The 25,883-nt window shown below is 61.8% G+C and carries 22 protein-coding genes and 2 pseudogenes; 15 read left to right on the top strand and 9 right to left on the bottom strand.

Going from position 1 to position 25,883, the window contains the following annotated elements:
- Nucleotides 1–47: 47 nt before the first annotated feature.
- From tssF to BMX85_RS11920, 8 genes are all read left to right on the top strand, one after another.
- Nucleotides 48–1,874, top strand: a complete 1,827-nt coding sequence (gene tssF / locus BMX85_RS11955) for a type VI secretion system baseplate subunit TssF (RefSeq protein ID WP_090319965.1) — start codon at nt 48–50, stop codon at nt 1,872–1,874.
- Nucleotides 1,838–2,908: a type VI secretion system baseplate subunit TssG gene (tssG, locus tag BMX85_RS11950; RefSeq protein ID WP_090317821.1), complete on the top strand. Its 1,071-nt coding sequence runs from the start codon at nt 1,838–1,840 to the stop codon at nt 2,906–2,908. Before tssF ends, tssG begins: the two co-directional genes overlap by 37 nt.
- 89 nt (nt 2,909–2,997) lie before the next feature.
- Nucleotides 2,998–5,040: a phospholipase D-like domain-containing protein gene (locus BMX85_RS11945; protein ID WP_090317818.1), complete on the top strand. Its 2,043-nt coding sequence runs from the start codon at nt 2,998–3,000 to the stop codon at nt 5,038–5,040.
- A gap of 87 nt (nt 5,041–5,127) precedes the next feature.
- Nucleotides 5,128–6,663 carry a tetratricopeptide repeat protein gene (locus BMX85_RS11940; RefSeq protein ID WP_143067956.1) on the top strand — a complete coding sequence of 512 codons (1,536 nt, stop codon included), beginning with the start codon at nt 5,128–5,130 and terminating at the stop codon, nt 6,661–6,663.
- A 22-nt stretch (nt 6,664–6,685) separates the two neighbouring features.
- Nucleotides 6,686–9,427, top strand: coding sequence for a type VI secretion system Vgr family protein (locus tag BMX85_RS11935; RefSeq protein WP_090317812.1), 2,742 nt, complete (start codon nt 6,686–6,688; stop codon nt 9,425–9,427).
- A 33-nt stretch (nt 9,428–9,460) separates the two neighbouring features.
- Nucleotides 9,461–11,497, top strand: coding sequence for a phospholipase D-like domain-containing protein (locus BMX85_RS11930; protein WP_090317809.1), 2,037 nt, complete (start codon nt 9,461–9,463; stop codon nt 11,495–11,497).
- Nucleotides 11,498–13,114 (top strand): tetratricopeptide repeat protein, encoded by a 1,617-nt coding sequence (locus BMX85_RS11925; RefSeq protein ID WP_143067955.1) that lies wholly within the window; start codon nt 11,498–11,500, stop codon nt 13,112–13,114. It abuts the gene before it with no gap.
- Nucleotides 13,115–13,142: 28 nt separating this feature from the next.
- Nucleotides 13,143–13,397: a PAAR domain-containing protein gene (locus BMX85_RS11920; protein ID WP_090317804.1), complete on the top strand. Its 255-nt coding sequence runs from the start codon at nt 13,143–13,145 to the stop codon at nt 13,395–13,397.
- A 67-nt stretch (nt 13,398–13,464) separates the two neighbouring features.
- Here the strand turns inward: BMX85_RS11920 and BMX85_RS30955 are convergent.
- Nucleotides 13,465–14,115, bottom strand: a pseudogene (locus BMX85_RS30955) (carbonic anhydrase).
- Between BMX85_RS30955 and BMX85_RS30455 the strand changes: the two are divergent.
- A complete protein-coding gene (locus BMX85_RS30455; protein WP_177196723.1) occupies nt 14,089–14,499 on the top strand; it encodes a hypothetical protein in 411 nt (136 codons plus the stop codon). The pseudogene BMX85_RS30955 and the gene BMX85_RS30455 sit on opposite strands and share 27 nt — an antisense overlap.
- Nucleotides 14,418–14,681 carry a hypothetical protein gene (locus BMX85_RS30450; RefSeq protein ID WP_177196728.1) on the top strand — a complete coding sequence of 88 codons (264 nt, stop codon included), beginning with the start codon at nt 14,418–14,420 and terminating at the stop codon, nt 14,679–14,681. The genes BMX85_RS30455 and BMX85_RS30450 overlap by 82 nt, the downstream gene beginning before the upstream one ends.
- A gap of 119 nt (nt 14,682–14,800) precedes the next feature.
- On the opposite strand, the gene BMX85_RS11905 is transcribed toward BMX85_RS30450, so the two are convergent.
- The 3 genes and pseudogenes from BMX85_RS11905 to BMX85_RS11895 form a co-directional block, all read right to left on the bottom strand.
- On the bottom strand, nt 14,801–15,154 hold the full coding sequence (locus BMX85_RS11905; RefSeq protein WP_177196727.1) for a ubiquinone anaerobic biosynthesis accessory factor UbiT: 354 nt from the start codon (nt 15,152–15,154) through the stop codon (nt 14,801–14,803).
- Nucleotides 15,151–15,918, bottom strand: coding sequence for a U32 family peptidase (locus BMX85_RS11900; protein WP_090317801.1), 768 nt, complete (start codon nt 15,916–15,918; stop codon nt 15,151–15,153). The genes BMX85_RS11905 and BMX85_RS11900 overlap by 4 nt, the downstream gene beginning before the upstream one ends.
- A gap of 22 nt (nt 15,919–15,940) precedes the next feature.
- Nucleotides 15,941–16,975, bottom strand: a pseudogene (locus tag BMX85_RS11895) (peptidase U32 family protein).
- Between the two features lie 145 nt (nt 16,976–17,120).
- Between BMX85_RS11895 and BMX85_RS11890 the strand changes: the two are divergent.
- The 3 genes from BMX85_RS11890 to BMX85_RS11880 are packed head-to-tail and all read left to right on the top strand — an operon-like array spanning nt 17,121 to nt 18,923.
- A complete protein-coding gene (locus BMX85_RS11890) occupies nt 17,121–17,372 on the top strand; it encodes a DUF2249 domain-containing protein (protein ID WP_090319962.1) in 252 nt (83 codons plus the stop codon).
- Entirely contained in the window at nt 17,369–18,733 is a 1,365-nt protein-coding gene (locus tag BMX85_RS11885; protein ID WP_177196726.1) for a permease, read from the top strand. Before BMX85_RS11890 ends, BMX85_RS11885 begins: the two co-directional genes overlap by 4 nt.
- Entirely contained in the window at nt 18,705–18,923 is a 219-nt protein-coding gene (locus BMX85_RS11880; protein WP_090317797.1) for a hypothetical protein, read from the top strand. The genes BMX85_RS11885 and BMX85_RS11880 overlap by 29 nt, the downstream gene beginning before the upstream one ends.
- 8 nt (nt 18,924–18,931) lie before the next feature.
- Here BMX85_RS11880 and BMX85_RS30950 read toward each other — a convergent pair whose 3' ends face one another.
- From BMX85_RS30950 to BMX85_RS11855, 5 genes are all read right to left on the bottom strand, one after another.
- Nucleotides 18,932–19,483, bottom strand: a complete 552-nt coding sequence (locus tag BMX85_RS30950) for a PEP-CTERM sorting domain-containing protein (protein WP_090317794.1) — start codon at nt 19,481–19,483, stop codon at nt 18,932–18,934.
- An 80-nt stretch (nt 19,484–19,563) separates the two neighbouring features.
- The gene (locus BMX85_RS11870; RefSeq protein ID WP_090317791.1) at nt 19,564–21,552 is read right to left on the bottom strand and encodes an LTA synthase family protein; all 1,989 of its coding nucleotides are present in this window, start codon (nt 21,550–21,552) and stop codon (nt 19,564–19,566) included.
- Nucleotides 21,553–21,571: 19 nt separating this feature from the next.
- A complete protein-coding gene (locus BMX85_RS11865; RefSeq protein ID WP_090317788.1) occupies nt 21,572–22,414 on the bottom strand; it encodes a hypothetical protein in 843 nt (280 codons plus the stop codon).
- Nucleotides 22,415–22,432: 18 nt separating this feature from the next.
- Nucleotides 22,433–23,218 (bottom strand): hypothetical protein, encoded by a 786-nt coding sequence (locus BMX85_RS11860; RefSeq protein WP_090317785.1) that lies wholly within the window; start codon nt 23,216–23,218, stop codon nt 22,433–22,435.
- Complete coding sequence (locus BMX85_RS11855) at nt 23,215–24,339, bottom strand: exo-alpha-sialidase (RefSeq protein WP_229210416.1); 1,125 nt, start codon at nt 24,337–24,339, stop codon at nt 23,215–23,217. Before BMX85_RS11855 ends, BMX85_RS11860 begins: the two co-directional genes overlap by 4 nt.
- A gap of 409 nt (nt 24,340–24,748) precedes the next feature.
- Here BMX85_RS11855 and BMX85_RS11850 point away from each other — a divergent pair, with 409 nt between their 5' ends.
- Both BMX85_RS11850 and BMX85_RS30050 read left to right on the top strand, forming a co-directional pair.
- Nucleotides 24,749–25,489, top strand: a complete 741-nt coding sequence (locus BMX85_RS11850; protein ID WP_143067954.1) for a hypothetical protein — start codon at nt 24,749–24,751, stop codon at nt 25,487–25,489.
- A 129-nt stretch (nt 25,490–25,618) separates the two neighbouring features.
- A partial coding sequence (locus BMX85_RS30050; protein ID WP_143067953.1) for a hypothetical protein occupies nt 25,619–25,883 on the top strand: 265 nt, incomplete at its 3' end.

The following is a 25,883-nucleotide window of genomic DNA, read 5'->3' as shown; positions in this document are numbered from 1 at the left end:
ATGATCTTTCGTTGCGGCTCTCGACGCTGCGTCGTCAAAGGAAAACGATGGAAGATTTGCTGCCCTATTTTGAACGCGAGCTGGTGTTGTTGCGGCGACAGGGACGGGAGTTCGCCACGCGCTTCCCGAAACTGGCCGGGCAATTGCATTTGAACGGCGACAGTTGCGCCGACCCGCACGTTGAGCGACTGATACAGTCGACGGCCCTGCTGGCGGCGCGCATTTCCAAGCGTCTGGACGACGACTACCCCAAGCTTACCGAGGCGCTGTTCGAAACGCTTGTGCCGCATTACCTGCGGCCCTTTCCATCGTGCGCGATCGCCAAATTCGAGCGCCACGACCAGAGGCGTGGCATGCAGGGGACGGCGCCTCTCGCACCGCGAAACACACGCCTGCTCTCTCCATTCATCCATGGCACGCCCTGCACGTTCAAGACCGCGTATGCCATCGAAAATACGACCCTGCAAATCGCAAGAGCGAGCTTCGCCGCCTTGATGACGCCCCCCGCAGGCGTCACCGCGCCGCGCGGCGCGACCTCCGCCATCAGCATGGAATTCGAGGCCGGCGCGACCATCGGGCCAGGGGCGCCTCCCCCACTCAGGGTCTTTATCGACGGCGAGATGTCCTTCTGCGCCGCGTTGCGCGACGCCCTGTTCATGCATGTGGCAGCTGCGTACATAGAGACTGACAACGGCCACTGGATCGCGTTGGCGGACGTGCCGATCACCCCTGTCGGATTTTGCGAGGAAGAAGCGCTGCTCCCCTTTTCAGCCCGCTCCCATCCCGCTTACCGCCTGCTGATCGAATACTTCGCCTTTCCGGAGAAGTTCGGCTTTTTCGACATCGACGTGGCCGCCCTCATCAAGAAATTGTCCCCCGGGCAGAAAAGAATCACGCTACATCTGGCCATCGCAGGCCTGCGGCACGATTCGCGCAGCTCGCGCCTGCTGTGCAGCCTGTCGGCGAACAACCTCCGTCTTCACTGTACGCCCATTGTCAATTTGTTCGAGCAACACGGAGAGCCCATCGCGGTGACGCACACAAAGTACGACTATCCGGTGCTCGCACATCCCACGATACCGCGCAACTTTGAAGTCTATTCGATCGATTCGGTACGCTACCGCGTTGCGCGCAGTGGCGGCGTGACGGAGGTAAAGCCGTTCTACTCGCTGCATCACGGAGAGGCGGTAGATACCCAACAGCGATACTGGGTGGCGCGACGCGACCAATCCTTGGCCGCATGCAGCCCGGGCCACGAAACCAGCATCACATTGGTCGATGGGCAGTCAACTTTGATTGCCGCGCAGGCCAGTCTGTCCCTTGAGTTGAGCTGCACCAACCGCGATCTGCCCACTTCGTTGAAGTACGGTCAGCCAGAGGGCGATCTGCACATCGCCGACGATGCCGACGGCGCGCGGGTAAGCCTGCTTCAACGCCCCGCGCCCTCTTGTCGCTTTGGACAGGAGGCCGGCATGCACTGGCGGCTGATCGCGCATCTGGCGTTAAACCACCATGCGCTGATGCAGGACGGCTTGCCTGCTTTCCGCGAAATGCTGGCGTTGCACGACGTGCGGCAGTCGCCGGTATCGGTGCGTCAGATCAGCGGCATTGTCGGCCTGGCGCACGCACCGGCGACAACATGGATGCGCCACAAACGCGGCGCATCGCTGGTCCACGGGATCGAGGTGCGCCTGACACTCGACGAGGACGCGTATGTCGGCAGTGGCATCCACCTGTTCGTCCAAGTCATTAACGAATTCCTTGCGCTGTACGTGCAAGCCAACAGCTTCGTCACCCTGGTGGCGCTGTCCCAGCAATCAGGAGAGGAGCTGATCCGATGCGGACCACGAAACGGATCCCTGCAGCCGGCGTGATCGAACAATTGGCCGAGGAACCTTATCGGTTTCAGTTGTCCCAAGCAGTACGCCTGCTGTTGCGCTGGCTGGGGCAGCGTGGCGTCGGCTATGAACAAGCGATGACAGAGGTTCTGCGCTTCAAAAACAGTCTTGCGCAAGCCTTCCCCGCCAGCGAGATCGAATCCTTACATGTGAGCGGTGGCGACCAGGGACACCTCGCAGACGTGAGCCGCCTAACCGACTTGCCCGCATCGCTGTCGGGCAAGGTTCCCGCCTGCGTGGTCATCACACCCACGGTGATCGGTTTTCTTGGCGTGAGCGGCACCCTGCCCTTCCACTACACCCAACGGATCGGCGCCCAGCACTGGAGCGACAAAGACGAGTCGGCGCAGGCATTCATCGACAGCCTGTCCAATCGGATGGTGATGCTGTATTGCCAGACTTGGGGCAAGCACCGCGTCGAATATGCGCGCGACGTACGGGGGGTGGACACACAGCTCCCGCGCCTCTTGGCACTGGCGGGCGTTCAAGGCAATCCCTTCCACAGTGGCGAACTCAGCACCGATGTCGCGGCTTTCTATGCCGGCTTGCTGCGGATGCGTCCGGTCTCCGCCAGCGCCATTGCAAATGTGCTCAAGGGCTACTTTAACGTTCCTGTGAAGGTTCAAGAGTTTGTTGGGAGCTGGGATGCCATTCCACCACCCATGCGCAGCACGCTCGGGACCGAGAACCCCTCCTTGGGTTACGGCGCCACGCTGGGAAGCCGGCTCTGGCGGCACGATAAACGGTTACGCTTGGTCATCGGCCCACTTGATTCCAGCAAGTTCACACGTTTCCTCCCCAAGGGCGACGCGACAGCGGCGCTGAGCAAACTGGTCACCCTGTTTGCAACGCAAGGATTGGAGTATGAGGTGGAGATATCGCTAACGCCGGACTGCGTATCGCCGTTGATCATCGGCAGTGGCAAACGACTGGGATGGGAGACCTTCCTGCTTGGCCCTTCCAGCAACGGTCGGCACAAGAGCATCGGCTATCTCTTGCGGCCGAGCTGACGATTGCCGATTGCTATGTTTGCGTCCGCTCAACGCGCTGCTTGTGCGGCATCCTATAGTAGCCGATTCTCAGCGCCAAGGATATCTGCATGACCGACCCGATCAAACGCAAGGAAACCACGCACATCGACGAGGTTGCCCGTACTGCGACTAGCACGGTGCAATGGTTCGCGGAGATGCGCAACCAGAAAGGCAATGCGACCCATCCGATCACCCACAACAACCGGCTCACCATGTTCATCTGCGGGGAAGAAGGCTTTGCCGACATCGCCGGGCAAATCAAACTGGCGGAAAAGAGCGTCGATATATGCTGTTGGGGCTTCGATCCGGGCATGGAACTGGTGCGCGGCGATGGCGGCACGTGGCCGCGCGGCGAGACTTACGGCGATCTGCTGATTGCCGCCGGCAAGCGCGGCGTGAAGGTGAGATTGCTGGTGTGGTATGACGCGATCGCTGTGGCCTCGCCGGCAAATCCCCTCAATATGCCGGGACACAGTCACGGCCTGCATCCATGGTGCGTGAACCCGAACATCAGCGCGAAATATGCATCGCAGATCGGCGCCAGGCATAGCCTCGCGATGGTCATGGCCGAGCGTCGAAAGCCGAAGTCCCTCTACAGAAAAATCACGGGGGATCAGTGCATCGAACCCATGGTTTATTTGGCGAAAGAAGACGACGTGCCGTTGCTGGCGCGGGAAGAGTATTGCTTCACATGGTACAAAGCCGCGTTCAGCCACCAGTTCCAAAACATCGAAGTCCGTGTGCGCGACTGCGATTCGGGTGCGACCAACAAATCGCTGGAAACGCATGCAGAAAAAACGACATCGGTACGGCCTAAAACCATCGAGTTCGGCATCTTGAAGAACTTCGGCAGCCATCACCAGAAGCCGATCGTGATCGACTACGCGCACAACGACGGCGCGAAAGCGGTGGGCTACATCATGGGCCTCAATTCGATCACCGATTACTGGGACAGGCTGCCGCATCGCGTCGACGATGCAAAACGCGAGCGCTGCGTCCAGGGCGGCTTCGATACGCTCAAGCCATTCCAGGATTACGCCTGCCGTCTCGACGGCGGCGGCGCGCTCATCGCGGTTCACGAGAATTTCATCTCGGCGTGGCACAAAGCCGGTAACAACGGCAAGTCGCCGGAGCGCGCGATGGCCCTTGCCGCGGCGATCAACGCGGAAGATACCGTCCCGGCGGCGTTGAAGCGTCCCGCGTCGCCGGGCGATTGCAGCGTCCAGGTCATCCGCACCCAGCCCGAAGACCAGGATACCAGCATCCGCGATGTGTATTTCCAGGCCACCGATATCGCCACCATGGCGGCCGGCTACATGTACATCGAAAATCAGTATTTTCAATACGAGGACTGGTCGCGGCGCTTGCTTGAATCGCGACGAAAGGTCGCCGAACGTTGGAGCCTGGGCTGCAAGAAGGCGGGAAAGGACGCCGAAAGCATGCCGGTCATGCACATTTTCGTGGTGGTGCCTTTGCCGGAGAAGAAGCAAATGGTCCCGCGCACGTACGACGCCTTGGCGGTGCTCGGTCAGCAGGGAACCATGACAGGGCAGGAAAAAATGATCAAGGACGCGAACGAGCTCGCGGAGTCACAACAATACGACGCAATGGGCAATCCTGTTCCGGGGCGCGGCGCGCTAGCCGAAGTTGTTGCCTATGCCAACGCGATCGATAAGCCCACGGTATTGACGCTCGAAAAGAAATTTGGCTTAAAGGTGTCGGTCGCAATGCTGAACGCCTGCGACAGCCTCGGTGGTGAGTTTCGCTACCGCGAAGTCTACATCCATTCCAAACTGATGCTGATTGACGATACCTTCATGACCGTCGGCAGCGCCAACCTTAATCTGCGCAGCATGGCTGTCGACAGTGAAATCAATCTCGCCACCGTCAATCCGCAATTGGTCCGTGAACTGCGTAAGCGGATTTGGGAAAGTCATAGCGATGGCGAAATTAACGGTGGCGCTGGCCGCAGAGATGAAATCAGAGAAGCCTACAGGCAATGGACAGAACGCATGCTCACAAACCTAGAAATAAAGAAAGGTAAGCGACGCATGAACGGATTGCTGCTGCCGCTAGCTGATGACCGCAGTTCTACCATGCGAATAGGTTAAAAGATGCCCCGCGCCCCTCTCACTTCCCTATACCTGACCCTGGCCGCAGTGCCAATTATCATCACATCCGTCGTAATGGGCCACATCATGACCACCGATCCAGAAGAAATTCCGTTGCGCTCACGCAGCCTTCCGCTGTTCAACCCCCACATGCCCTCTTTTGATTGTGCCATCGAGGCGTCCAAACTCCCGCCTATCGATGCGCAGGGAGAAGCTTGGTTTTTCCAAGCGCGGGCGTTGGATAACCCTCAAATATTGCTGCAGGATCGCAACCCGCAACAAATACTCCACTTCACGCGTCTTGCGGCCCAACGTAACCACTGGAAGGCGGTGCTCAACCTGGCCAGTTACTACGTGGAGGGAACGGACCCGGCGAACGGCCAAAACGATGCGGTGGAACTGGTTGAGAAAGCCATGAACCTGGGAGTTCCCGCCGCCTATGACAGAATGGGAACCTACTACAAGAACGCGACGGGCGTAAGGGGCGACTATACGCGCGCTTACGCCCTGTGGCAAAAAGCCGCATTGATGGGAAATCCGGACGCGATGGCGTTTCTAGGGAAAAATATGGGCGCAGCGGAGGACAACCCAGCGGCGGCCTATTGGGCAAACAGGCCGGTCGCGCTGCAGATGCTGACCTGTTCAGTTGGCCAAGGCAACGGTGACGCAGGCTATTTTCTCGCGTTGAAACTTCAGATCCCACCTTTACGCGAATCGACGAAAAAAGAGAGAGAACTGGCTTTTCTGGTTCTACACCAAGGCGCAAAACTTGGCTGTGAGAACTGCGCGAACAAGTTGTCCCTTGAGTTCGGCCACCCTAGAAGTATGGCAGAAATGCTGGCCCCATTCATTGACAGGGCACGTGCCGAACGCTACGCACTCTTAGGTGACGCACTCTTCTTCGACAGCGACCGGCGCTTTCCGAACTTGGACAAAGTGCTGCCGCTCCCGCCAGCGACGCTGCCCCCCTGGAACGGCGACCGCGACACCCTGGTGCGCGCCGCCATGGGCGTCACGCCCGTCGCTTCACTCAACATCCCGGTCATCCCACCAAACAGCTCGCGCTTTTTCGTACCACCCGAGTTGGTGTTACGTAAGACCGACATCACGACCCAGGCGCCGCGCGCGCCATACGAGGGCTACTGGCGTCCGCTGACCGCCGCCAAGGTGCCGGTCGCCGATAATCAGCATAGGCCGATCCAGCCGGGCTTGTACAAACAAAACGAGCCGTTCAGCCGATTTTTCATCGATGACACCAAGCCGGAGACCCTCATCCCGGAGGTCACCTGGGAATATTGGGTCACCGCCTGGCATGCCGAAGACGTGGTGGAACCGCGAGCGCCGATGCATTTGATCCGCCATGTGCCACGTCCTCAACCATTACTGAGCCTCGGCGCGAACGAGACGTGTTCGAAAACCGGCACCTGGCAACCGTGGCTGCCGGCGAACCACCCCATGGCCGGCGCCGTCAACCAGCACTGGCGCCAGGCATGGGTGGTCGCCGGACAGCCATTCCCGCAGCCGAAAGCCGACTGGTGGCTCGACATTCCGGCCACCGACATCACTTGGCATTTGATGGACGACGCGCCGGTCGATATCAACCGCCCCGTCCCAAAAAAGTAACGCACGCTCCGAGGAGATTGGTATGTCACAACTTGGCAAAAGCATCGATACTCTGGCGCTGTCGGCGCTCGGCCTGGAATCTCAAAACAATCGACTGTTGCGCATGCATTTCCCCCGCGACGACGGCCCGGCGGGAACCGTTATGCTGGCCAACAGCATCAAAGCGCGCGAAGAAATATCGCGCGACTTCTGTTTCGATGTCGAAGTGCTTTCCGACGACGCCCGCATTCCGCTCAAAGCCATGATGGCGCGCATGGTCACCGTGACACTGGTGCGTGACGATGGGTCGCTGCGCTATTTCAACGGCTACGTCACCGAGTTCCGCCATGAGCGCACCGACGGCGGCTTCGCCTTCTACCAGATGCGGCTGGAACCTTGGCTGGCGTTTAGCAAACTACGCCAGGACAGCGTCTCCTTTATCAATCGCAGCGTTATTGAACTGACCGAGGAGACGCTGGCGCAATACGACCAGCACGACTGGAAGACCTGCCTATTCAATGACTATCCCAAGCTCAGTTGCGCCAACCAGTACAACGAAACCGACTATAACCACCTTCACCGGCGCTGGGAGGCGCACGGCCTTCACTACTGGTACGAGCACGGCGCCGACGGTCACGTGCTGTGGCTCGGCGACGACAGCACCCTTTCACAAGCGACCGACGCCACCGGCTACGGCAACGATGGAGGCTTGATGCCGTTCCGCGCGCAGTCCGGTTCTATCGAAGGTGACGGCGTGGTCGAATGGCAGGCGGTACGGCGCGTCGGCTCCGGCTCGATGGTTTTAAGCAGTTTCAACTACAAGCAACCCAGCGCGCAGCACAGCAACGCCTACTCCCGCAATCGCCAAGGCGACGTACCGGCGCTGGAATGGGCCGAAAACACCGGCGCCTATGGTTACAAAAACAGCCAGGACGGCGAGCGCCTGGCGCAGCAAAGAATGGACGCGCGAGACGCCAACACGCAATACTTCGAGGCGTCGGGCAACGACAGGACGGCACAAGCGGGCAGACTATTCCAACTCGACGGCCACTTCAGCGCCGTCGCCAAACCCGCAGCCCCTGGCGAGGGGCCACGGCCCAGCATCGCCGAGCGCGAATACCTGATATTACGGGTCGACCATGAGGCGAGCAATAATTATCAGGCCGGCCGGGAGGCGGTGTCGCACTACGCGAACAGATTTAGATGCGTGCGCAAGGAGGTGCGCTGGCGTCCGTGCCGCGGCTTCAACAGCGATCCGGTGGTCTTTGCCGGCGTTCAGACGGCGATCGTCACTGGACCGGACGGCGAAGAGCTCTACACTGACGATCTGAACCGCATCAAATTGCAATTTCATTGGGACCGGCGCGGCAAATACAACCAGAACAGCTCGGCATGGGTGAGGGTCATGATGCCGATGGCGGGCGGCTATCTGGGTCAGAGCGGCCTGCCTCGCGTCAGGCAAGAGGTTGTGGTTCAATTCCTCGAAGGGAATATGGACTACCCGATCGTCATTGGGGTGGTCCACAACACCGTCAATCCGCCACCATGGGATCTGCCGGGCCAGCAGGCCTTGGCGGGACTGCGTAGCAGCGAACTTGGCAATGCTCAGCGAGGGAACCATGTGCTACTCGACGACACTCCCGGAAGAATACAGGCACAACTGAAAAGCGACCATCTCCATAGCCTGCTTGCGCTCGGCCACATTAGTCGCATCAATGACCACCTTGGCCGCAAAGACGAGCGCGGCGAAGGCTGGGAGCTGCGTACCGATGGCCATGGCGCCTTGCGTGCGGCCCGGGGCATGCTGGTCACGACCGAGGCCAGGCCGGACGCGGCTTCGCACATCAAGGACCTGCACGAGACGGCGCGGCGGCTCGCCACGGCCGGCGAGTTGCACCGCACCCTGGCCGATGAAGCCGTTCAACATCGCGCCCAAGAAGGTCCGGGGCAGCAAGGCAGCGTCGCCAGCGCCCTCGACGTGCAATCGGACGCGATCAAGGGCAGCGGCGGCGACTTCCCCGAACTTTCGGCCGCCCACCTTGTGCTGGCAAGCCCGGCGGGAATCGAGGCAACGACCGCGCAATCGACGCATATCGCCAGCGGCGAACACACCGCTTTGACGGCGGGGCGAAACATGTCGCTGGCTGCGGGCGACGGGTTGTTTGCCAGCATCGGCCACACCTTCCGGCTATTCGTGCGCAAAGCAGGCATGAAGCTGATCGCCGCGGCGGGAAAGGCCACCGTCGAGGCGCAGACCGATGAAGTCGAGATTATCGCCAACAAGGTGCTGAACCTGATCAGTCAAGCGGACTGGGTAAATGTGCGTGGCAAGCAGGGCGTGCGCCTGCATGGATCGAACTGCATGATCGAGATCGGCGACAAGGTGCAGGTGTTCACCTCCTCACCCACCCTCTTCCACGGCAATCTGGAGACCTTGGCGCCGAAGAATCGGCCCCAGCCGGCGCCCGAAGCGCCGGCCAAGCCAGCGAGCGGCCAGCTGCATCAAACCGTACAGGCGCACGCCGCAGGTGGACACTACGCCCACGTTCCCTATACGCTCTACAAAGGCAGCACCAAGATCGAGGATGGCATCACCGACGAGCACGGACGGATATCGATTGAGCATCAGGATGGCGACGGGGAATATCAAGTGGTGCTGGGGCCGGGGGAGCCATTCGCGCTGGCGGTCGCGCCACGGTTCGCTGACAAGGACGACGAGCAGCGATTGTCCAATCGTGGACTCCGGGCCCTGGATGACGCCACCGAAGGCCGCAACTACCACTAAACGCGGCCTTGCCATACCTATACGGAGAAAGCTATGACCGATCCAATCAAACGCAAGGAAACCACGCATATCGACGAAGTTGCCCGTACCGCGACGAGCACGGTGCAATGGTTTGCGGAGATGCGCAACAAGCGGGGACACGCGTCGCATCCAATTACCCACAATAACCGCCTCACCATGTTTATCTGCGGCGAAGAAGGCTTTGCCGACATCGCCAGGCAAATCGCGCTAGCCGAAAAGAGCATCGATATTTGCTGCTGGGGTTTCGATCCGGGGATGGAACTGGTGCGCGGCGATGGCGGCACGTGGCCGCGCGGCGAAACGTATGGCGATCTGCTCATTGCGGCTGGCAAGCGCGGCGTCAAGGTTCGCTTGCTGGTCTGGTATGACTGGGGCGCTGTGAATACGAAAAACCCATGTAATATGCCCGGCCATACGCATGGTACGCGCCCATGGTGTCAGACGGATATCGACGTGAAGTATGCTGCCCAAATCAGCGCGCAAAGCAGCCTCGCCATGCTAGCGGCCCAGCGTCAAAGGCGCTCTACCATCTACAGAACACACACCCGCAACCAAGTTGTCGAACCATGGGCTTTCACGGCAAAGGTTGATGACGTTCCCTTGCTGGCGCGCGAAGAATACTGCTTTAGCTGGTATAAAGCCGCCTTTAAGAATCTGCTTGAGAACGTTGAAGTCCGCCTGCGCGGCACCGATGCGAAAGCGATCAAGATGTCGCTGGAAGCACATGCGAATCAGACAAAGTCTCCAACGCCATCGACTGTGGAATTTGGAATCTTGAAAAATTTCGGGAGTCACCATCAAAAGCCTATCCTGATCGATTTTGCCTACAAAGACGGCGCCAAGGCCGTCGGCTATATCATGGGCCTCAATTCGATCACCGACTACTGGGACACGAATACGCACAAGGTTGACAACCCAAAGCGCGAGCGCTGCATAGACGATGATTTCCATACGCTCAAGCCGTTTCAGGACTACGCTTGCAGGTTGGACGGCGGCGGCGCGCTCATCGCCATTAACAAGAACTTCATTTCGGCCTGGCACAAAGCCAAAAGCGATTCCGGCACGCTGGAAGGCGCGATGGCCGTCGCCGCCGCAACGGGGACGGAAGATATCGTCCCCGCCGCTTTGAAACGCGCCGCAGAACCCGGCGATTGCAGCGTCCAGGTCATCCGTACCCAGCCCGAGGATCAGGATACGAGCATCCGCGACTTGTATTTCCAGGCCACGGATATCGCCACGATGGCCGCAGGCTACATGTATATCGAAAATCAATATTTTCAGTACGAGGACTGGTCGCGGCGCTTACTGGAATCACGTCGCAAGGTTGCCGAGCGCTGGAGCCTGGGCTGCAAGAAGGCGGGGAAGGACGCGGAAAGTATGCCGGTCATGCACGTTTTTGTGGTTATTCCTGTGCCCGAAGTGACACAAATGGTTCCGCGCACATATGACGCGTTGGCGGTTCTTGGACAACAGGAAACGATGACGGGTCAGGAAAAGCTCATCAAGAGTGCTAACGAGCGCGCGGCAGGGCAGCAAAATCACGGCTCGACGCAGCGCTTTGCGGGGCATACGGCTGTATCGGACGTCGTCCGTCACGCCAACTCGATCGACAAACCTACGGCGATGAGGTTGGAAACCGAATTCGGACTGAAGGTGTCCGTCGCCATGCTCAATGCTTGCGACTGCGTCGGCTGCGAATGGCGCTACCGGGAAATTTACATTCATTCCAAGCTTTTGCTGGTTGACGACACGTTCATGACGGTAGGCAGCGCGAACCTGAACATCCGCAGTATGGCGGTGGACAGTGAAATCAATCTCGCCACAGTGAACCCCCAACTTGTCCGGGATCTGCGCCAGAGAATTTGGTCAAATCACAGCAATGCTTCGGCAACCGGTGGGGATGGGGGCAGGAAAGACATAAGTGAGACGTATGTCCTCTGGAAGAAGTGCATGTCGCAGAATAAGGAATCGAAAAACGGTGGACTCGGCTTATATGGCTATCTATTACCTCTAGAAGATGAACGCAGCTCTACCATAAGGATAGGTTAAATGCGACCTCCTCTCTCACCTACAGTCTATATCTCCTTGGCCGTCGTGCCAGCTATCGTCATCTCTATCGTATTGGGCCACATCATGACAACCGCTTCAGAGGATATGCCAATCCGCTCTGTCAGTCTTCCCTTGTTTAATCCTCACATGCCTGATTTTGATTGCTCCATCGAGGCCGCGAAACTCATCCCAATCGATGCGCAAGCAGAGGCTTGGTTTTTCCAGGCACAGGCCTTGGAAAACCCCCAAATATTTCTCCAGGATCGCGACCCGCAGCAAGTGGTCCACTTCACGCGCCTGGCGGCTCAACGCAATCACTGGAAAGCGATGATTAATTTAGCCAGTCTTTTTGTGGAAGGAAAAAGCCCCAGCCATGATACTAATGATGCGGTGAAACTAATAGAAAAAGCCATGGAGTTAGGAATCCCTGCGGCCTATGACCGGATGGGGACCTACTACAAAAATGCCACGGGCGTGCAAGCAGATGCCACGCGCGCATACGCGCTCTGGCAAAGAGCTGCATTGATGGGCAATCCGGAGGCGATGGCATATTTGGGCGAAAGGTTAGGGGCAGCAGCGGACAACGACACACGCAGCTACTGGGCAAACAGGCCGGTCTCGATGAAAATGCTAGCTTGTTCCGTTGGGCAAGGCTACGGGCAGGCGGCATATTTCTTAATGTTAAAACTCAAAATACCTGCCCTGCGTGATCCAACTAAAGAAGAAAAAGAACAAGCATTCCGCGTTTTACATCATGGCGTCAGGCTTGGCTGTGAGGATTGCGCAAATGATCTATCCATTGAATTCAGCAAGCCGTTCAACCTGGCCGACATGTTGGCCCCATTCATTGATAAGGCACGTGCAGAACGTTACGCACTATTAGGGGATGCGCTGTTCTTCGACCGCTTCCGGCGCTTTCCGAACTTGGATAGGGTGCTCCCTCTCCCGCCGGCCGCGCTGCCGCCCTGGAATGGCGACCGCGACACTCTGGTCCGAGCCGCCATGGGCGTCTCTCCGGTTGAATCCCTAAACATATCCGTGGCGCCGCCAAACAGTTCGCGCTTCTTTGTGCCGCCAGAACTAGTCTTACGCAAGACAGACATCACCACGAAAGCGCCACGGGCGCCCCACGAGGGCTACTGGCGCCCTCTCACCACCAAGATGGCTCCTGTTACCGACGCCCAGAGCCAACCGATCCAACCTGGCCTCTACAAACAGAACGAACCGTTCAGCCAGATACCGATGTCCAATCATGCGCCTGAAAAATCGCTCCCGGACGTCACTTGGGAGTACTGGGTCACCGCCTGGCACGCGGAGGACGTGGTCGAACCAAGGGCTCCAAAGCATCTGATCCGACACGTTGCACGGCCGAAGCCGTTCGTCAGCCGCCGGGCCGATGAGACATGCACCAGGACCGGCACTTGGCAGCCATGGCTTCCGGCCACTCACCCATTGGCCGGCGCGGTTAATCAGCACTGGCGTCAAGCCTGGGTTGTCGCCGGCCAGCCTTTCCCGCAGCCGAAGTACGACTGGTGGCTCGACATATCCGCCACCGAGATCACATGGCATCTGATGGACGACGCGCCTGTTAACATCAACACCGCCATCAAAGAGTAACTGCTCAGCTCATCGAAAAGGAAATGTCATGAAACATGAAGGACGGGGTGTCATCCGCCTCGGTGACAAAACAGACCACGGGGGCAAGGTGATCGCGGCCTCCTCAGACACGGTGGTGATGGGCAAACCAGCAGCACTGGCTGACGACATGACCTTTTGCCCACAATGCAAAGGGAACTTCCCGATCAAACCAGATGGTGTCGGCGCCAAACATGAAGGCCGTTCTTATGCCTATCACGACGACCTCACCGCTTGTGGCGCGAAGTTGATCTCGTCGTTGTAACCGTGCTTTCGCCAACCGTAGTCACCAGGCCATCTTCGGCTTCCGCCGGGTATGGGAGGCGAAACTGTTACGCGGCCACCTCGTCCAGCGCGCGGCGGGCGGGCAACGGACAAACCAGCGGCAGGAACTGCTGTTGCCTGGCCGAGTAGGCCATCAAAGTGCCGCTCTCCAAATCGAAATACTAGCCGTGCAGCTTGAGCTTGCCTTCGTCGACGCGGCGCTTGAGCCAGCGATACGTCAACAAGTTAGCGAGCGACAACAGGATGCTGGCCAGTTCGCACGCGTGGTGCTGCTCGGCGCTGTCGCGATGGCCCAGGTCGCGCCGGACGCGGGCGGCCACCGGCTCGGCGATGCGCATCCACTGTCCGACGAAGTTAGTTTCGCGTTCGGCCTTGCGCGGCGCCATCAGCGCGCGGATGCCGCCGCAGCGCGCGTGCCCTAATACGATCACGCGCTCGACCTCAAGCTCGCAAACAGCGAACTCAATCGCCGAACTGACACCGGCCGACGCCGTCGGCGTGCACGGCGGCACCAAATTGGCGATGTTGCGCACGACGAACATGTCACCCGGGTCGCTGCCGGTCATGAGCGCCGGAGCGACCCGCGAGTCGCAGCAGCCGATCAGCAACGTACCGGGCCGCTGCCCCGCGCGCAGGTTGTCGTACAGGGATTGGCTGTGTGGAAATAATGAATGCGGGAAAAATGCTCGGGCCCGCATTTGCAGGAGCGCACCCGCGACAGTCCGCTGTCGTGGAGCACGCTGCTGGCGGGGCTACAGCGGCGCGTCGGCCTGCTCGATGCGGTGGTGTTCTGCGGCGGCGAGGCCACCATGGACCCGGCGCTGGGCGGCGCAATCCAGCAGGTGCGCGCGCTGGGCTTCAAAGTCGGCCTAGAGACCGCGTGCATCTATCCGGAGCTGCAGAAAGTCCTGCCGATGTGGGATTGGGTCGGCTTCGACGTCAAGGCGCCGTTCGACCGCTATGCGGAGATTACCGGCGTCGCCGGCCGGCGCGCGAGAGTGTGCAGGCGATCATCGCCAGCGGCGTCGACTACGAATGCCGCACCACGGTGCATCCGGCGCAGTTGCCACCGCCGGTGCTGATGGAGCTGGCGAACACGCTGGCCGGCATGGGCGTCGCCAACTACGTGCTCCAGGAGTTCCGCGCCACCGGCTGCGACAACGAAGCGCTGGTTGCCGCCGCCATTGCCGGCTATCCCGGCGAGGACACGCTGGCGAGCATCGCGCCATTGTTCCCGCGCTTCGCTATGCGCCGCAGCCACTGATGCCCCAAACGCGAACGATCTTCTAAATCACGTAGTGCGGATTAGCGAAGCGTAATCGGCCATGCATGCGTTATCGACGGCTTAACGATGGCCGACTGCGGCTTTCCGCCTAATCCGCCCTACGTGACTCCTCGCAGGTCCTGCTCGCGCCTGGCCAGCGCGACGAAATCCCGCGCGCTGGCCCCGATCTCCAGATCCGGCACGGGCCCCGCCTGCAAAGCCGCGAACCCCGCATCGCGCCACGTGAAGTCGAACCCGACACCCGCATCCTTGACATGCACGCGCAGATGCCTGCCTTCCAGGCTGGCGCGCACGTCGTCGGGCAAATGCGGCCGCAACACCAGGTTCAGCGCGGCCACGCACAGCAGCGATCCCGGCCAGGCCGGCAAGCGCCGTCCCAGCGCGCCCAGCACCGGGGGCAGCGACGACGGCGCCTGCGCGCCGCCGGCGCGATGTGTAGTACCCGGCGTCATACCGCAGCCTCCGTCAAATGCTCAAGCCCCGGCTTACCGTACCAATAACCGTTGCAGGCAGGCGCCGGCAGCAGCGGCGACACCATGCGCGCGCTGGCCGCCGCCGGCGCGGCGCCGCGCCGCACCGCGTCGAACGCGCCGATGATCTTGCCCATGTGCTGCGACTGCGGACTTAGTCGCACCACGTCGACGCCCAGTTCGCACAACCGCCCCAACTCGCCCAGCAAGTTGTAGACCAGCGCCGACTGGCTCTGGATACCGTTGAGGAACAGGAAATCCTCCTGCTCGCGGGTGCGCATGACCAGCCCGTCCGGATGCTCGATGCAGCTGAAGCGGCAGTCGTCCTTTGCAGGTTGCGGTTCCGCGCCGTGAAGCAGCCCGGCCAGCAGCGCCAAGGTCGGCGGGTTGTAGATGTTCAGGTGCGGCCCGGCGACGAACGGCGCCTGTCCGGACAGCAGCTGCACCGCGCCCATGTCGCTGGCTTCGACGGTGAAGTGGCCGTTGGCCGTCAGCCGGCGCAGCGCGGTCACGTCCGCGCTCGACTCGATCAGCGCCAGGGTCGACATCACCACCTGCTTGCCTTCGGCCTCCAGCATCGCGCCTAGCGCCAGCCAGTCGGCGGCGCGCATTTCGTGGCGGCGCGAGCAAACCGTCTCGCCCAGGTAGACGATGTCCACCGGCGAGGCCGCGACCTCTTCGTAAAACGCCATCACCTTCTCGCGCGGCCAGTAGTACAGCAGCGGTCCCAGGGCCAGTTTGAGCATAGTTTCTCCGTTGTTTATGTCGTCATTTCCAGGCGCGGTGGTAGGCCCCCAAGGTGTGTTGCTGGCCCTCGGCCAGCGTGTTCAATTCGGCCATCCAGCCCGGCTTGACGGCATAGCGCGCGGCATTGTGCAGGCACTGGTCGAGCGCCTCGCGCCACACGCGCGTGACCTGCGCAAGGTAGGCGGGGCTGCGCTGGCGCCCATCGATCTTGATCGCGCGCACGCCCATCGCCAGCAGTTGCGGCAGCAGTCCCAAGGTGTTCAGGCTGGTCGGCTCCTCGACCGCGTAATAGGTTTCGTCGTTAACCTCGAAACAGCCCTTGCACAAGGTCGGATAGCTGGCGTGCTCCTGCGGGGTGTAGCGGTCGATCAGCACGCCGTTCAGGCGCGACTCCAGGCCGCGCGGGTTTTGCTGCCAGCGCACCGCCTTGGCCGGCGAGCAGACGCCATGCGTGTTGGGCGACTCGCCCGTCACATACGACGACAGCGCGCAGCGGCCCTCGACCATCACGCACAGGCTGCCGAAACCGAACACCTCGATCTCGACGTCGGTGTTGTTGGCGACGTGTTCGACCTGCGCCAGCGACAGCACGCGCGGCAGCACCCCGCGGGCGATACCGAACTGGCGGTGGTAAAAATTGATCGCCTCGGCGCTGGTGGCCGAGCCCTGCACCGACAGGTGCAGGCAAAGATCGGGATAGTTGTCGGCGGCGTGGCGCATCAGGCCGGGATCGGCCAGGATGACGGCGTCGATGCCGGCGGCGGCCGCGCGGTCGATGGCGCCGCGCCATAGCGCGCTGGTCTCCGGCTACGGATAGGTGTTCAGTGCCAGCAGCACCTTGCGGCCGCGCGCGTGCGCGTAGGCGATGCCCTGGGCGATGGCGGCGTCGTCGAAATTGAGGCCGGCGAAGTTGCGCGCGTTGGTGGCGTCGCGAAAGCCGAGGTAAACGCAGTCGGCGCCCAGGTCGACGGCGGCCTTGAGCGCCGGCAGGCTGCCGGCCGAGCACACCAGCTCGATGGGCGGCGCGGCGGATGAAACGGAATCAGCATGAATCATAGGATGGCGTGGGGCTAAAAAGTCGATGCCGGATGGCGGACGAACTGTAGCGCGCCGTCAAGCCCGGAATCCTTGATGTGCATCAAAGAAATTGTGCCTGGGCCAATGGGACAATGCCGTCCAGCACATCACCAAGGACCACACGATGCACAACAACCACGACCGCAGCGCCCGCCTGCTCGACGTCGGCGGGCTGGAGCCGCCCCAACCCATGGTCCTCATCCTCGAGGCGCTCGACACGCTGGGGCCGGACGAGCGGCTGCGCGTGATGATCGACCGCGATCCTGTTCCGCTGTACCAGGTGCTAAGCCGCTACGGCTGCGCGCACCGCACGACGCCGTGCGAGGCGCGCTACGAAGTGTTGATCTGGCAGGTGCCCGACTGCGGTGACGCATGAAGCTTGCCGCCGCGCCGCGCCGCGCGCTCTCCTCCGATAACAACCCCACATTGTCGCTGCCGCTGCGCTACTTCCTCACCGCGCCGCTGTTCGCCGCGCTGGCGGCGGGCCTGCTGACATGGCAGGGCGAGGCCGCGCTGCTGACGCGCTGGTCGCCGCGGACGTTGGCGCTGACGCATTTGCTGGTGCTCGGCTGCCTGAGCATGACAATGATCGGCGCGCTGCTGCAAATGCTGCCAGTCGTCGCCGGCATCGCCGTCCCGCACGTGGGCCGCGTCGGCGCGGCGGTGCACCTCGGTTTGAACGCCGGCACGCTGCTGCTGGCGCTCGCCTTCTGGTCCGGGTTGCCAACGCTGTTCGCGATGGCGATGGCGGCGCTGCTGGCGTCATTGCTGCTGTTCCTGGGCGCCTGCACGGTCGCCATGTGGCGTCCGCACGCCAACGGTTCCGGCGCGGTGGTGGCCGGCATCCGGCTGGCGCTGACGGCGCTGGTGCTGACCGCCGCCCTGGGAGGCATGCTGGCCGGCGCCTTCGCCTGGCCGGCAGCGGCCCAGCTGCCACTGATACGCCTGACCGACCTGCACGCGATGTGGGGGCTGCTCGGCTGGGTGGGGCTACTGGTGATCGTGCTCGCCTTCCAGGTGGTGCCGATGTTCATGCTGACCGAGCCCTACCCCTCGTTCTTGACCGGAAGCTACACGATGTGGCTGTTCCTGCTGCTGGTGGCGGCGTCGCTGTCGAGCGGACTGTCAGGCACCGGGCTGGTGTTTCACCAGACCTGCCTGGTGTTGCTGGCCGCCGGCTTTGCGCTGTTCGCGGGCGTCGCGCTGCACCTGCTGGCGCGCCGCAAACGTCCCCAGGCCGATCCGACCACGCTGTACTGGCGCATGGCGATGGCCAGCTTGGTGACGGCGCTGGTGCTGTGGCTGTGGTCGCACGCGGAAGTATCGAACGCCACGCCTTTGGCGCTGGGCGTGCTGCTGATCGCCGGCTTCGCGCTGTCGGCCATCAACGGGATGCTGTACAAGATCGTGCCATTTTTAGCCTGGCATCACGCGCAGGACGCGACAGCGGCACGGGGCGGCAAGCTGCCGGCGGTGGGCAAGATCATTCCGGAGCGGCTGGCGAACCTGCAATGGGCGACGCATACGGCGGCATTGCCGCTGCTGCTGGCCGCGTGTTACGAGCCCCGGCTGACGCCGTGGGCCGCAGGACTATTGTGCGTCGCGTGCATCGGGCTGTGGCTTAACCTGCGCTGGGCCGCCACGCTGGCACGCCGCACCAGCGCATTTGCACCACGCCGACCGCGTGGATTGAAACAAGAGGAGCGACATGGAACACACAACTCAAGACACCTATGAGGGCCCCGCGCTGAGCATGACCGTCAGCCGCGAGGGCAACCGTATCCACCGGTTGATTGACGACACCAACTACCCGGTGCGTCCGAGCACCGTGGTGGTCCGGCGCGATCCGATGGTGGCGGCGCTGTTCGGCGCGGCCACCATCGGATTTGCCCGGGCGGCGCCGAGAAAAATCCGTCTAGCGCGTTGACTCGGCAATCAAGCGTGCTTGCGCCGACGCGCAACCGCGCCGAGCAGACCCAAACCTGCCAACAGCATCGCATACGTCTCGGGCTCGGGAACGGTGGTGACGGCAGTCAGCGTCCAGCGGGCCAAGGTGCCGCCGGTGGTGACGGTATATATCTCGCTACTCTTGAAGCCGCGTGTCGATTCCACCCAGCTGAAATCGAGACCGGGCCCGCTACGTTGGGTGAAGTAGTTGACATTGTAGGAACCGGGAAAAAGGCCATCCGTGAAAAGGAAATTATTTTCCAGGCCGGTGAAAGAGACCACCGCATCGTCACGCCAACCTGTCCCGTCGTAGCGGGCCGAGAGCAGCGAACCGCTGCCCGCGAAATCGACGCCGTTGACTTTGACATAGATGTTCGACAGATCGGTGACAAGGTTGCCGTTGGCCGTGCCGTCAAGCCTCCCGGTGATGACCCTGCTGTCGGCGAACGTGTAAGAAAAGTCGAACGTTTCCGCGTGGGCGGAGGCGGAGGCGGAAACGAGCGTGGCGGCCAGCACGACCAGCCCTAGTGTTTTTTTCATTGCGATGCCTCGTCAGAATGGTTAACTTTCGGATACTTTTATATAATATATCATTATCTAAAAGAAAACATCCATGACATTTACTTCGGCAATTTGTAGCGCTGCTCGCGGTACAGGATCGAAGGCAGCACCACGTGCGACATGGCTTTGTCCACCAGTTGCGGATCGGCTGGCGTTGAACTCGTGGTCAGCGTCTTGGTGGCGGCGTCGTACTTGCCCAGCAACGGCTCCTGGCCCGGCCGCAGGATGGTGGCCGACGAGCCCTCCAGCCACGCGAAGTAATTGTCGAACTGGATCAACGCCCGGCCCGGGGTTTCGCTGTCGCGCGCGAAGTCGCGGCCGATCATCGGGTGCTCGCTCGACACGCCCATCAGCGACAGCATCGTCGGCGCCAGATCGATCTGGCTGGCGATGGTCTTGATGACCTTGGGCTGGATGTCGGCGCCCATGATCAGCCCCGGGATATGGAATTTATTGATCGGCACCAGGCTGTCGCCGTAGACCCGGTTGTCGTGGTCGGCGACGATCAGGAACACGGTATCCTTCCAGTAAGCTTCCTTTTTGGCCTGGGCGATGAAGCGGCCCAGCGCGTAGTCGGCGTACTTGACGGCGTTGTTCACGGTCTGCTTCTCGGCGTCGTGCAGCGTGATGCGGCCGTCCGGGAACTGGAACGGCTCGTGATTGGACGACGTGAAGATCAGGCTGAAGAACGGCTTGTTGGCCGCGTGCAGGGTCTTGAGCCGCTCCAGCGATTTGTCGAACAAGTCCTCGTCGGAGGCGCCCCAACTGCCTTCGAACACCGGCTTCATGTCGCGGCGGTCGACCACCTTCTGGAAGCCGTTACCGGTGAAGAAACCGCGCATATTGTCGAAGTGCGCCTCGCCGCCGTAGACGAACTCGGTGTGGTAACCCTTCTGGCCCAGGCCCAGCGCCAAGGTGTAGAAGTTCTGCTGCGCCAGCGACAGCTTGACCACGCTGCGCGCCGGCGTCGGGCCGTAGCCGGCGACGACCGCCTCGATGCCGCGCACCGAACGGGTGCCGGTGGCGTACAGCTGCTCGAACCACCAGCCTTCCTTCTTCAACTTTTCCAGCTCGGGGGTGACCGGCACGCCGCCGAGCGATTCGACAAAGGTCGCGCCCAGGCTTTCCTCGAGCACGATGACCAGGTTGAGCGGACGCTCGCGCTGCGCGGCCGCGACCTGCTTGTGCAAGGTCGGCAACTCGGCGGACGTGAACTGCGCATCCTTGAGCCACGGCGCGCTCTTGACGACCTGGAAAACTTTCTCGCGCGGGTATTTGCCGTAGATCTCGGACGAGTTGGCTTCTTTGCTCATCGAGTTGAGCGCGTCGAACACCGACCATGCGGAGTTGATGATGAGCGAGTTGACCATCGAATCGCCGGTTAGCGCGAACAGCGCCGGATTGGCCGGACGGTGCGCGGTGGTCGAGCGGACTTGCACGAACACCAGCGCCACCAACAGCGGCCACACCAGCAGCAACTTGAGCGGACGCCAGCTGGTCATGTGGGCCGAGGAAGCCTTGAGCAGCCGGTACAGGCCCACGCCCAGCAGGATGGTGGCAATCACGCCCAGCACCAGCGCGATGCGGAAGCCGTTCCACAAGGTGGCGATGACCTCGTGCGGATAGGACAGGTATTCGATGAACAGGCGGTTCGGACGCACGTCGAACTGCATGATGAACTGCGGCGTGGACACTTCCATGAAAACGATGAAGATCAACGCGAACGTCGCCCAGCCGACCGACAACAGGCGCCACAGGCGCTGCGTGCGCTGGTGCGCCAGCAGCGGCGCCAGCACCAGCGGGATCGCCAGGAAATATCCCAGCAAGATCAGGTCGGCGCGCACACCCTGGACGAAGATCCGCAGCGGAATGCCGGTGGGCCCCACCCTGCTCCACTGCCAGGCGACCAGGCCGGCGCGCGACAGCGACAGGATGAGCAGCCCGAGCAACAGCAATTGCAGCGTGGTGGAAAACGGGCCGGCCCAGGCGGTCAGCCTTTCCAGTCTCGCCGCGCAGCGGTTCAGCAGGCTATTCGAACGTGGTGTCATGGAATCCCCTGTCGACGGGTCAGTCGGCGCTGGCGCCGGCGGCGATCGGATGCGAGGCCATGTACTGCGGCGCGCCCGCGCCGGCGCTCATCAGCCAGGCGGTGAACAGCAGGAACACTACCACCATCGCGAACAGCGTCGACACGCGGCGGCTGTCGGCCGGCTGTTCGAACACCGGCGGCTTGCCGTAGCCGACGCCGATGTAGTAGGCGGCGAACACGGTGGTCATGTAATGGACGGCGCCGAACATCTCGCCCAGCTCGCCCTTGCGCGGATGGTCGATGACCAGGTGCGACACGGCCACCAGCGCGACGTAGATCACCGACACCGACAGCGGCGGCAGGTACAGGCCGAAGCGCTCGACGAACGCGCGCACGGCCGGACGCTTGCGCGCCAGCAGCGGCAAGATGATGTTGTGGGTCAGGCCGACGATGGCGATCACCTTCAGCAGCACCGCCTTGTGCAGGCTGGCGCCGCCGACGGCGAGGTTGTGCAGATTGGTCTCGGACTGGCGGTTATGCGACAGGAAGTACTCCGGCGAGGCGATGTGCAGGATGCGCTGGAACCAGCTGATTTCCTCCAGCGCCGCCAGCGCCACCAGCGCCGTCAGGCCGGCGAAGGCGAGCAGTTGCAGGTTGATCTTCGGCGTGCGCTGCCATTGTTCGACGGCGAGGAAGCCGAGCATGCCGGCGGTGACGGTGAAGCACAGGAACTGCATCCATTCGACGATGCCGTCCTCGACCAACAGGCGCCAGATCGCCGTCTGGTCGCCCTTCCACAAGATCGCCAGCAGCATCACGAAGACGTTGACGAGGACCCCGACCGCGACGACCGGATGAACATACCACTTGTTCTTTACCATGCACTACTCCATTGCTGATTAAATTTGTTTGTTACCGGCCGCGTGCGCAAGCACCGGCTCCGGGATGGGCGACGCGTCGGGCTCGGCCAGCGGCGCCACCAACTCGGCGCGGCGGGCGGCGCGCTGGCGCACCATGACCACCACCGTCGAGCCCAGCGCCCACGACCACAGCAGCGGGTCGAGCAGCGCGTCCCACAGATTGCCCGAAGGCAGGCGCAGCACGGAAAACAGCAACACGGCCACCAGCAGCGCGGCGGCGCCGGAGCCGGCCTGGCCGCGCGCGATGGCCACGGCGCAGGCGATGGCCATCGCGCAAGCGGCCAGCGGTGCGGCGACCGCGCCGAAGCCGCTGGAATATAGACCCAGCGCCAGCACGCCGAAGGCGTCAAGATACAACACCAGCCCGGCGACGACCAGCGGCAGCGCCAGGGCCGCCGGCATGACCAGCCGGACCGGCCGGCCCTGCCAGCGTGCGTGCAGCGACACCACGCTGAAGCCGACCAGCAGCGCGCTCGGGTATTGGAACACCAACGTCAGCCAGTAGGCCGGCGACGCCGCGTCCGGCAAGGCCATCACCACCAGCATGGCGATGACCACGCCGGGAACGAAGGCGGCGTTGACCATCGAGCGGCGCGGGCGCAGCGCGAAGACGACCGGCGACGGTTTGGGGGACAGCCTGGACATCCAGGTCGACAACAGCGCCGGCTTGAGCACCGGCAGGATCGCCAGCAGCATGGCGGCGGCGACCAGCGCCCAGGCCAGGCGCCCGTAGACGATCTGCAAGGCGAGATCAGGCAAGCTCATAACGGGTCCTTCCCCGGATGGATTTTCAGGCGGTGGTGCGCGATCGCGCGGCGCTGGTACGTGTAGGTGATGTGGAGCTCGTCGCCCACCTGGTACATCGCCGGATACGAAAACTCGTCGCCGGGCTTGCCGCTGACGATGTCGGTCAGCGGGCGCCACGCGTGCGCGTCGGTCGAGACCGACAGCGACAAGGTGCTGCGCGCCATGTTGTGGTCGGTGGCCGCGTTGCGCAGCATCAGGAAGCTGCCGCTGGTCAGGCGCAGCACCGCCAGCGCGGTGCCATGGTTGGTCATCGGGGTGGCGTCCATGTCTTCCCAGCTGTTGCCGCCGTCGCGGCTGAACGCCTGCTGCACGCGCCGCTCGCCGCCGGCGTCGCGCATCCAGGCGCGCACCTCGCTGGCCGACACCGGCACCAGCGTCGGCTGCAGCGATTGCGTGCGGGCGCCGATGCGCGTCAGCCGCTGCGGCGTGCCGTTGGCGTCGAACGCCATCAGCATCGGGTATTTGTTGCCGATTTCGAAGTAGGCCGGCAGCCACCAGCCGCCGTCGGCCAGGCCGATCGGCGCCGAACGCACCAGCACGCTGGTATTGAAGACCGGGGACATCGGCAGCACCCGGCGCACGGTGAAATGGGCGCCCTGGTCGCGCGATTCCATCTGCACGATGCGCGAGGCGGCCCAGCCGCCCAGGCCGGTGGAAACGACGTACAGGTGGACGGTGCCGTCGGTGGCGGTCCAGGCGACCGGGTTGCCGATGCGGCGCACACCGTGGCCGAGCACGGCCCCGAGCGACTCGCGGCTGGCCACGACCCAGTTATCGCTCCACTTGCCGTTGGACCAGCGCGAGGCGTAAACCTTCACGTCCGGACCGCTCTCGCGGCTGCCGGCCCACCAGAAGGAGATCAGGTCGCCGCCGGGCAGGCTGGCCAGCGCGCTGGCGTGCGCGGACGGCACGCCCTTGGGCATCGGAATGATGGCGCGGGACAGTTCGGTCAGGGTGGGGTCGGCCGGCGCGGCCGAGGTCTGGGCGCCGGCCGGCTGGCCGCCGGGCGGGGCGGCACGCGACCAGCGCCACGCTTCGGCCGCCACCGCGGTGGTCACGGCCAGGACACATGCCAACATGATCAGGCCGGCTGCCCGCTGTAAAGGTGGGCGCGAAGCTCCCATTCCGTCTCCAAGAGATCGGGACATGAAGGAAGCACGTGCAATGATCCTCTTGCCCTAAATTAACAACCTTCCGCGCTCGCCTTGCGGCGGGCGGTAATCACTACCATTTTTTCGTCACGTATGCTTTGACGAATCCGGTATCGTACATGAAAACACGAAAGAAATGTTAGGGCAAAGCACTTCTGCCGGGGGAGGAGATCGGACGCCCGGGGTACCTGCGGGACTTGTTGCCGCGACTTAATCAAATCGCGCTTGTCAAATAGTAATTTCTGAGTTGTAATGTTGTCTGGATTGCACCCACGGTCGATAAGCGCAGCGGCAACCATCCTCGCGAAACGTATCTCACTCATAAAGAAGACAAGTATTGTTAACTGCGTTTTCACTCTTCTTTATGCTGTTGGGATCTGCGCTTGGCTGGTGGATCATTCATGAGCTGATTCATCCGGATGCTGCAGTGCTTTTCTTGTATGGCGCGCTCAGCGTTAGCGCCGCGGTCCTGTACGTGCAGGGCTTACTTTCAATAAAAGCCGGTAACCGGCTAGTTCCACGGCTGCTTTTACAGGGCGTGTTTTACGTTACGATGGCATGGGCCGCCCTCTGCCTTTTTTTGCCATTGATGTTCTTCCAGGACTTGGGAGGCTATACGAAACTGCTGTTCGCGTGTTTTGTGATCCTATTTTTCTTGAAAAATATTCACGTCTCCCTGCGTAGCGAGAAAGCATTGTGGAGCCGCTATGGTTTTGGAGTATTTACCAATCATCTAGATATAGATAACTCATCCGTCGACTGGGAGAAGGTCGCTCGCTCCATGGATACCCACAGAAATGTCAGGGCGATTGGCATTCCTCATCGTTGGCATTCCGTCATTTCGAAAACAATGTACACGTTCGCAGTGGCCGGGTTGTATGTCGCCGGGCTCTATTCGGTGTTCGCAGTGATGACCTGGGCACTGCCTGGGACAGTTATTGCCGGCGTAATGCTCCAGCATGCGAGCCATTTGTTCTTTCAAGCGTACCGCGTGCGGCTTTGGGAGAGAGAGAATGGCACGACGCTCAAGTCCGCGCCTTTCCGCCATCGAAAAAAGAGAACGCAGTCTTCTCGCTAAGGCTCGCTATTCACCTCCGTCAATCGAATCGCTCTTGTCAAACAGTACTTTCTAGGGTGTAATCTTGCATGGATTATATCTAGCCCGGCGTTGGAGGTACCAGCGCGGCATATCTGGAGTAGAAGTAACATGACAGAACCGGTTTCGTCGCAAAACAGCTCGTCCTCTCCATCTGCACTGCTCGCCGGTTTCTCGCAAAGCACTCGGATACTCAAACTCACCACGCCCCTCGGCGCCGACGTGCTGCTGGCCGAGTGCGTGCGGGGCGAGGAAGGCATAGCCACCGGCTTCAGCTTCAAGATCGCCGCGCTCTCGACCGACGCCGCCATTTCGCTCAAGTCGCTGATCGGCCAGCCGGTGCTGCTGGAGTTGATGACGGCCGCCAGCCGCGACC

This window comes from Duganella sp. CF517, assembly GCF_900110275.1.
Classification (GTDB): Bacteria; Pseudomonadota; Gammaproteobacteria; order Burkholderiales; family Burkholderiaceae_D; genus Rugamonas.
The sequence above is the reverse complement of the archived record's forward strand: the minus strand, read 5'-3'. Positions and strand labels throughout refer to the sequence as shown.

Bases quoted from the DNA above. Each gene is read 5' to 3' on its own strand.
- tssF (WP_090319965.1), top strand. From the start codon at position 48: ATGGAAGATTTGCTGCCCTATTTTGAACGCGAGCTGGTGTTGTTGCGG.
- tssG (WP_090317821.1), top strand. From the start codon at position 1,838: ATGCGGACCACGAAACGGATCCCTGCAGCCGGCGTGATCGAACAATTG.
- BMX85_RS11945 (WP_090317818.1), top strand. From the start codon at position 2,998: ATGACCGACCCGATCAAACGCAAGGAAACCACGCACATCGACGAGGTT.
- BMX85_RS11940 (WP_143067956.1), top strand. From the start codon at position 5,128: ATGACCACCGATCCAGAAGAAATTCCGTTGCGCTCACGCAGCCTTCCG.
- BMX85_RS11935 (WP_090317812.1), top strand. From the start codon at position 6,686: ATGTCACAACTTGGCAAAAGCATCGATACTCTGGCGCTGTCGGCGCTC.
- BMX85_RS11930 (WP_090317809.1), top strand. From the start codon at position 9,461: ATGACCGATCCAATCAAACGCAAGGAAACCACGCATATCGACGAAGTT.
- BMX85_RS11925 (WP_143067955.1), top strand. From the start codon at position 11,498: ATGCGACCTCCTCTCTCACCTACAGTCTATATCTCCTTGGCCGTCGTG.
- BMX85_RS11920 (WP_090317804.1), top strand. From the start codon at position 13,143: ATGAAACATGAAGGACGGGGTGTCATCCGCCTCGGTGACAAAACAGAC.
- BMX85_RS30455 (WP_177196723.1), top strand. From the start codon at position 14,089: ATGCGGGAAAAATGCTCGGGCCCGCATTTGCAGGAGCGCACCCGCGAC.
- BMX85_RS11905 (WP_177196727.1), bottom strand. From the start codon at position 15,154: ATGACGCCGGGTACTACACATCGCGCCGGCGGCGCGCAGGCGCCGTCG.
- BMX85_RS11900 (WP_090317801.1), bottom strand. From the start codon at position 15,918: ATGCTCAAACTGGCCCTGGGACCGCTGCTGTACTACTGGCCGCGCGAG.
- BMX85_RS11890 (WP_090319962.1), top strand. From the start codon at position 17,121: ATGCACAACAACCACGACCGCAGCGCCCGCCTGCTCGACGTCGGCGGG.
- BMX85_RS11885 (WP_177196726.1), top strand. From the start codon at position 17,369: ATGAAGCTTGCCGCCGCGCCGCGCCGCGCGCTCTCCTCCGATAACAAC.
- BMX85_RS11880 (WP_090317797.1), top strand. From the start codon at position 18,705: ATGGAACACACAACTCAAGACACCTATGAGGGCCCCGCGCTGAGCATG.
- BMX85_RS30950 (WP_090317794.1), bottom strand. From the start codon at position 19,483: ATGAAAAAAACACTAGGGCTGGTCGTGCTGGCCGCCACGCTCGTTTCC.
- BMX85_RS11870 (WP_090317791.1), bottom strand. From the start codon at position 21,552: ATGACACCACGTTCGAATAGCCTGCTGAACCGCTGCGCGGCGAGACTG.
- BMX85_RS11865 (WP_090317788.1), bottom strand. From the start codon at position 22,414: ATGGTAAAGAACAAGTGGTATGTTCATCCGGTCGTCGCGGTCGGGGTC.
- BMX85_RS11860 (WP_090317785.1), bottom strand. From the start codon at position 23,218: ATGAGCTTGCCTGATCTCGCCTTGCAGATCGTCTACGGGCGCCTGGCC.
- BMX85_RS11855 (WP_229210416.1), bottom strand. From the start codon at position 24,339: ATGTTGGCATGTGTCCTGGCCGTGACCACCGCGGTGGCGGCCGAAGCG.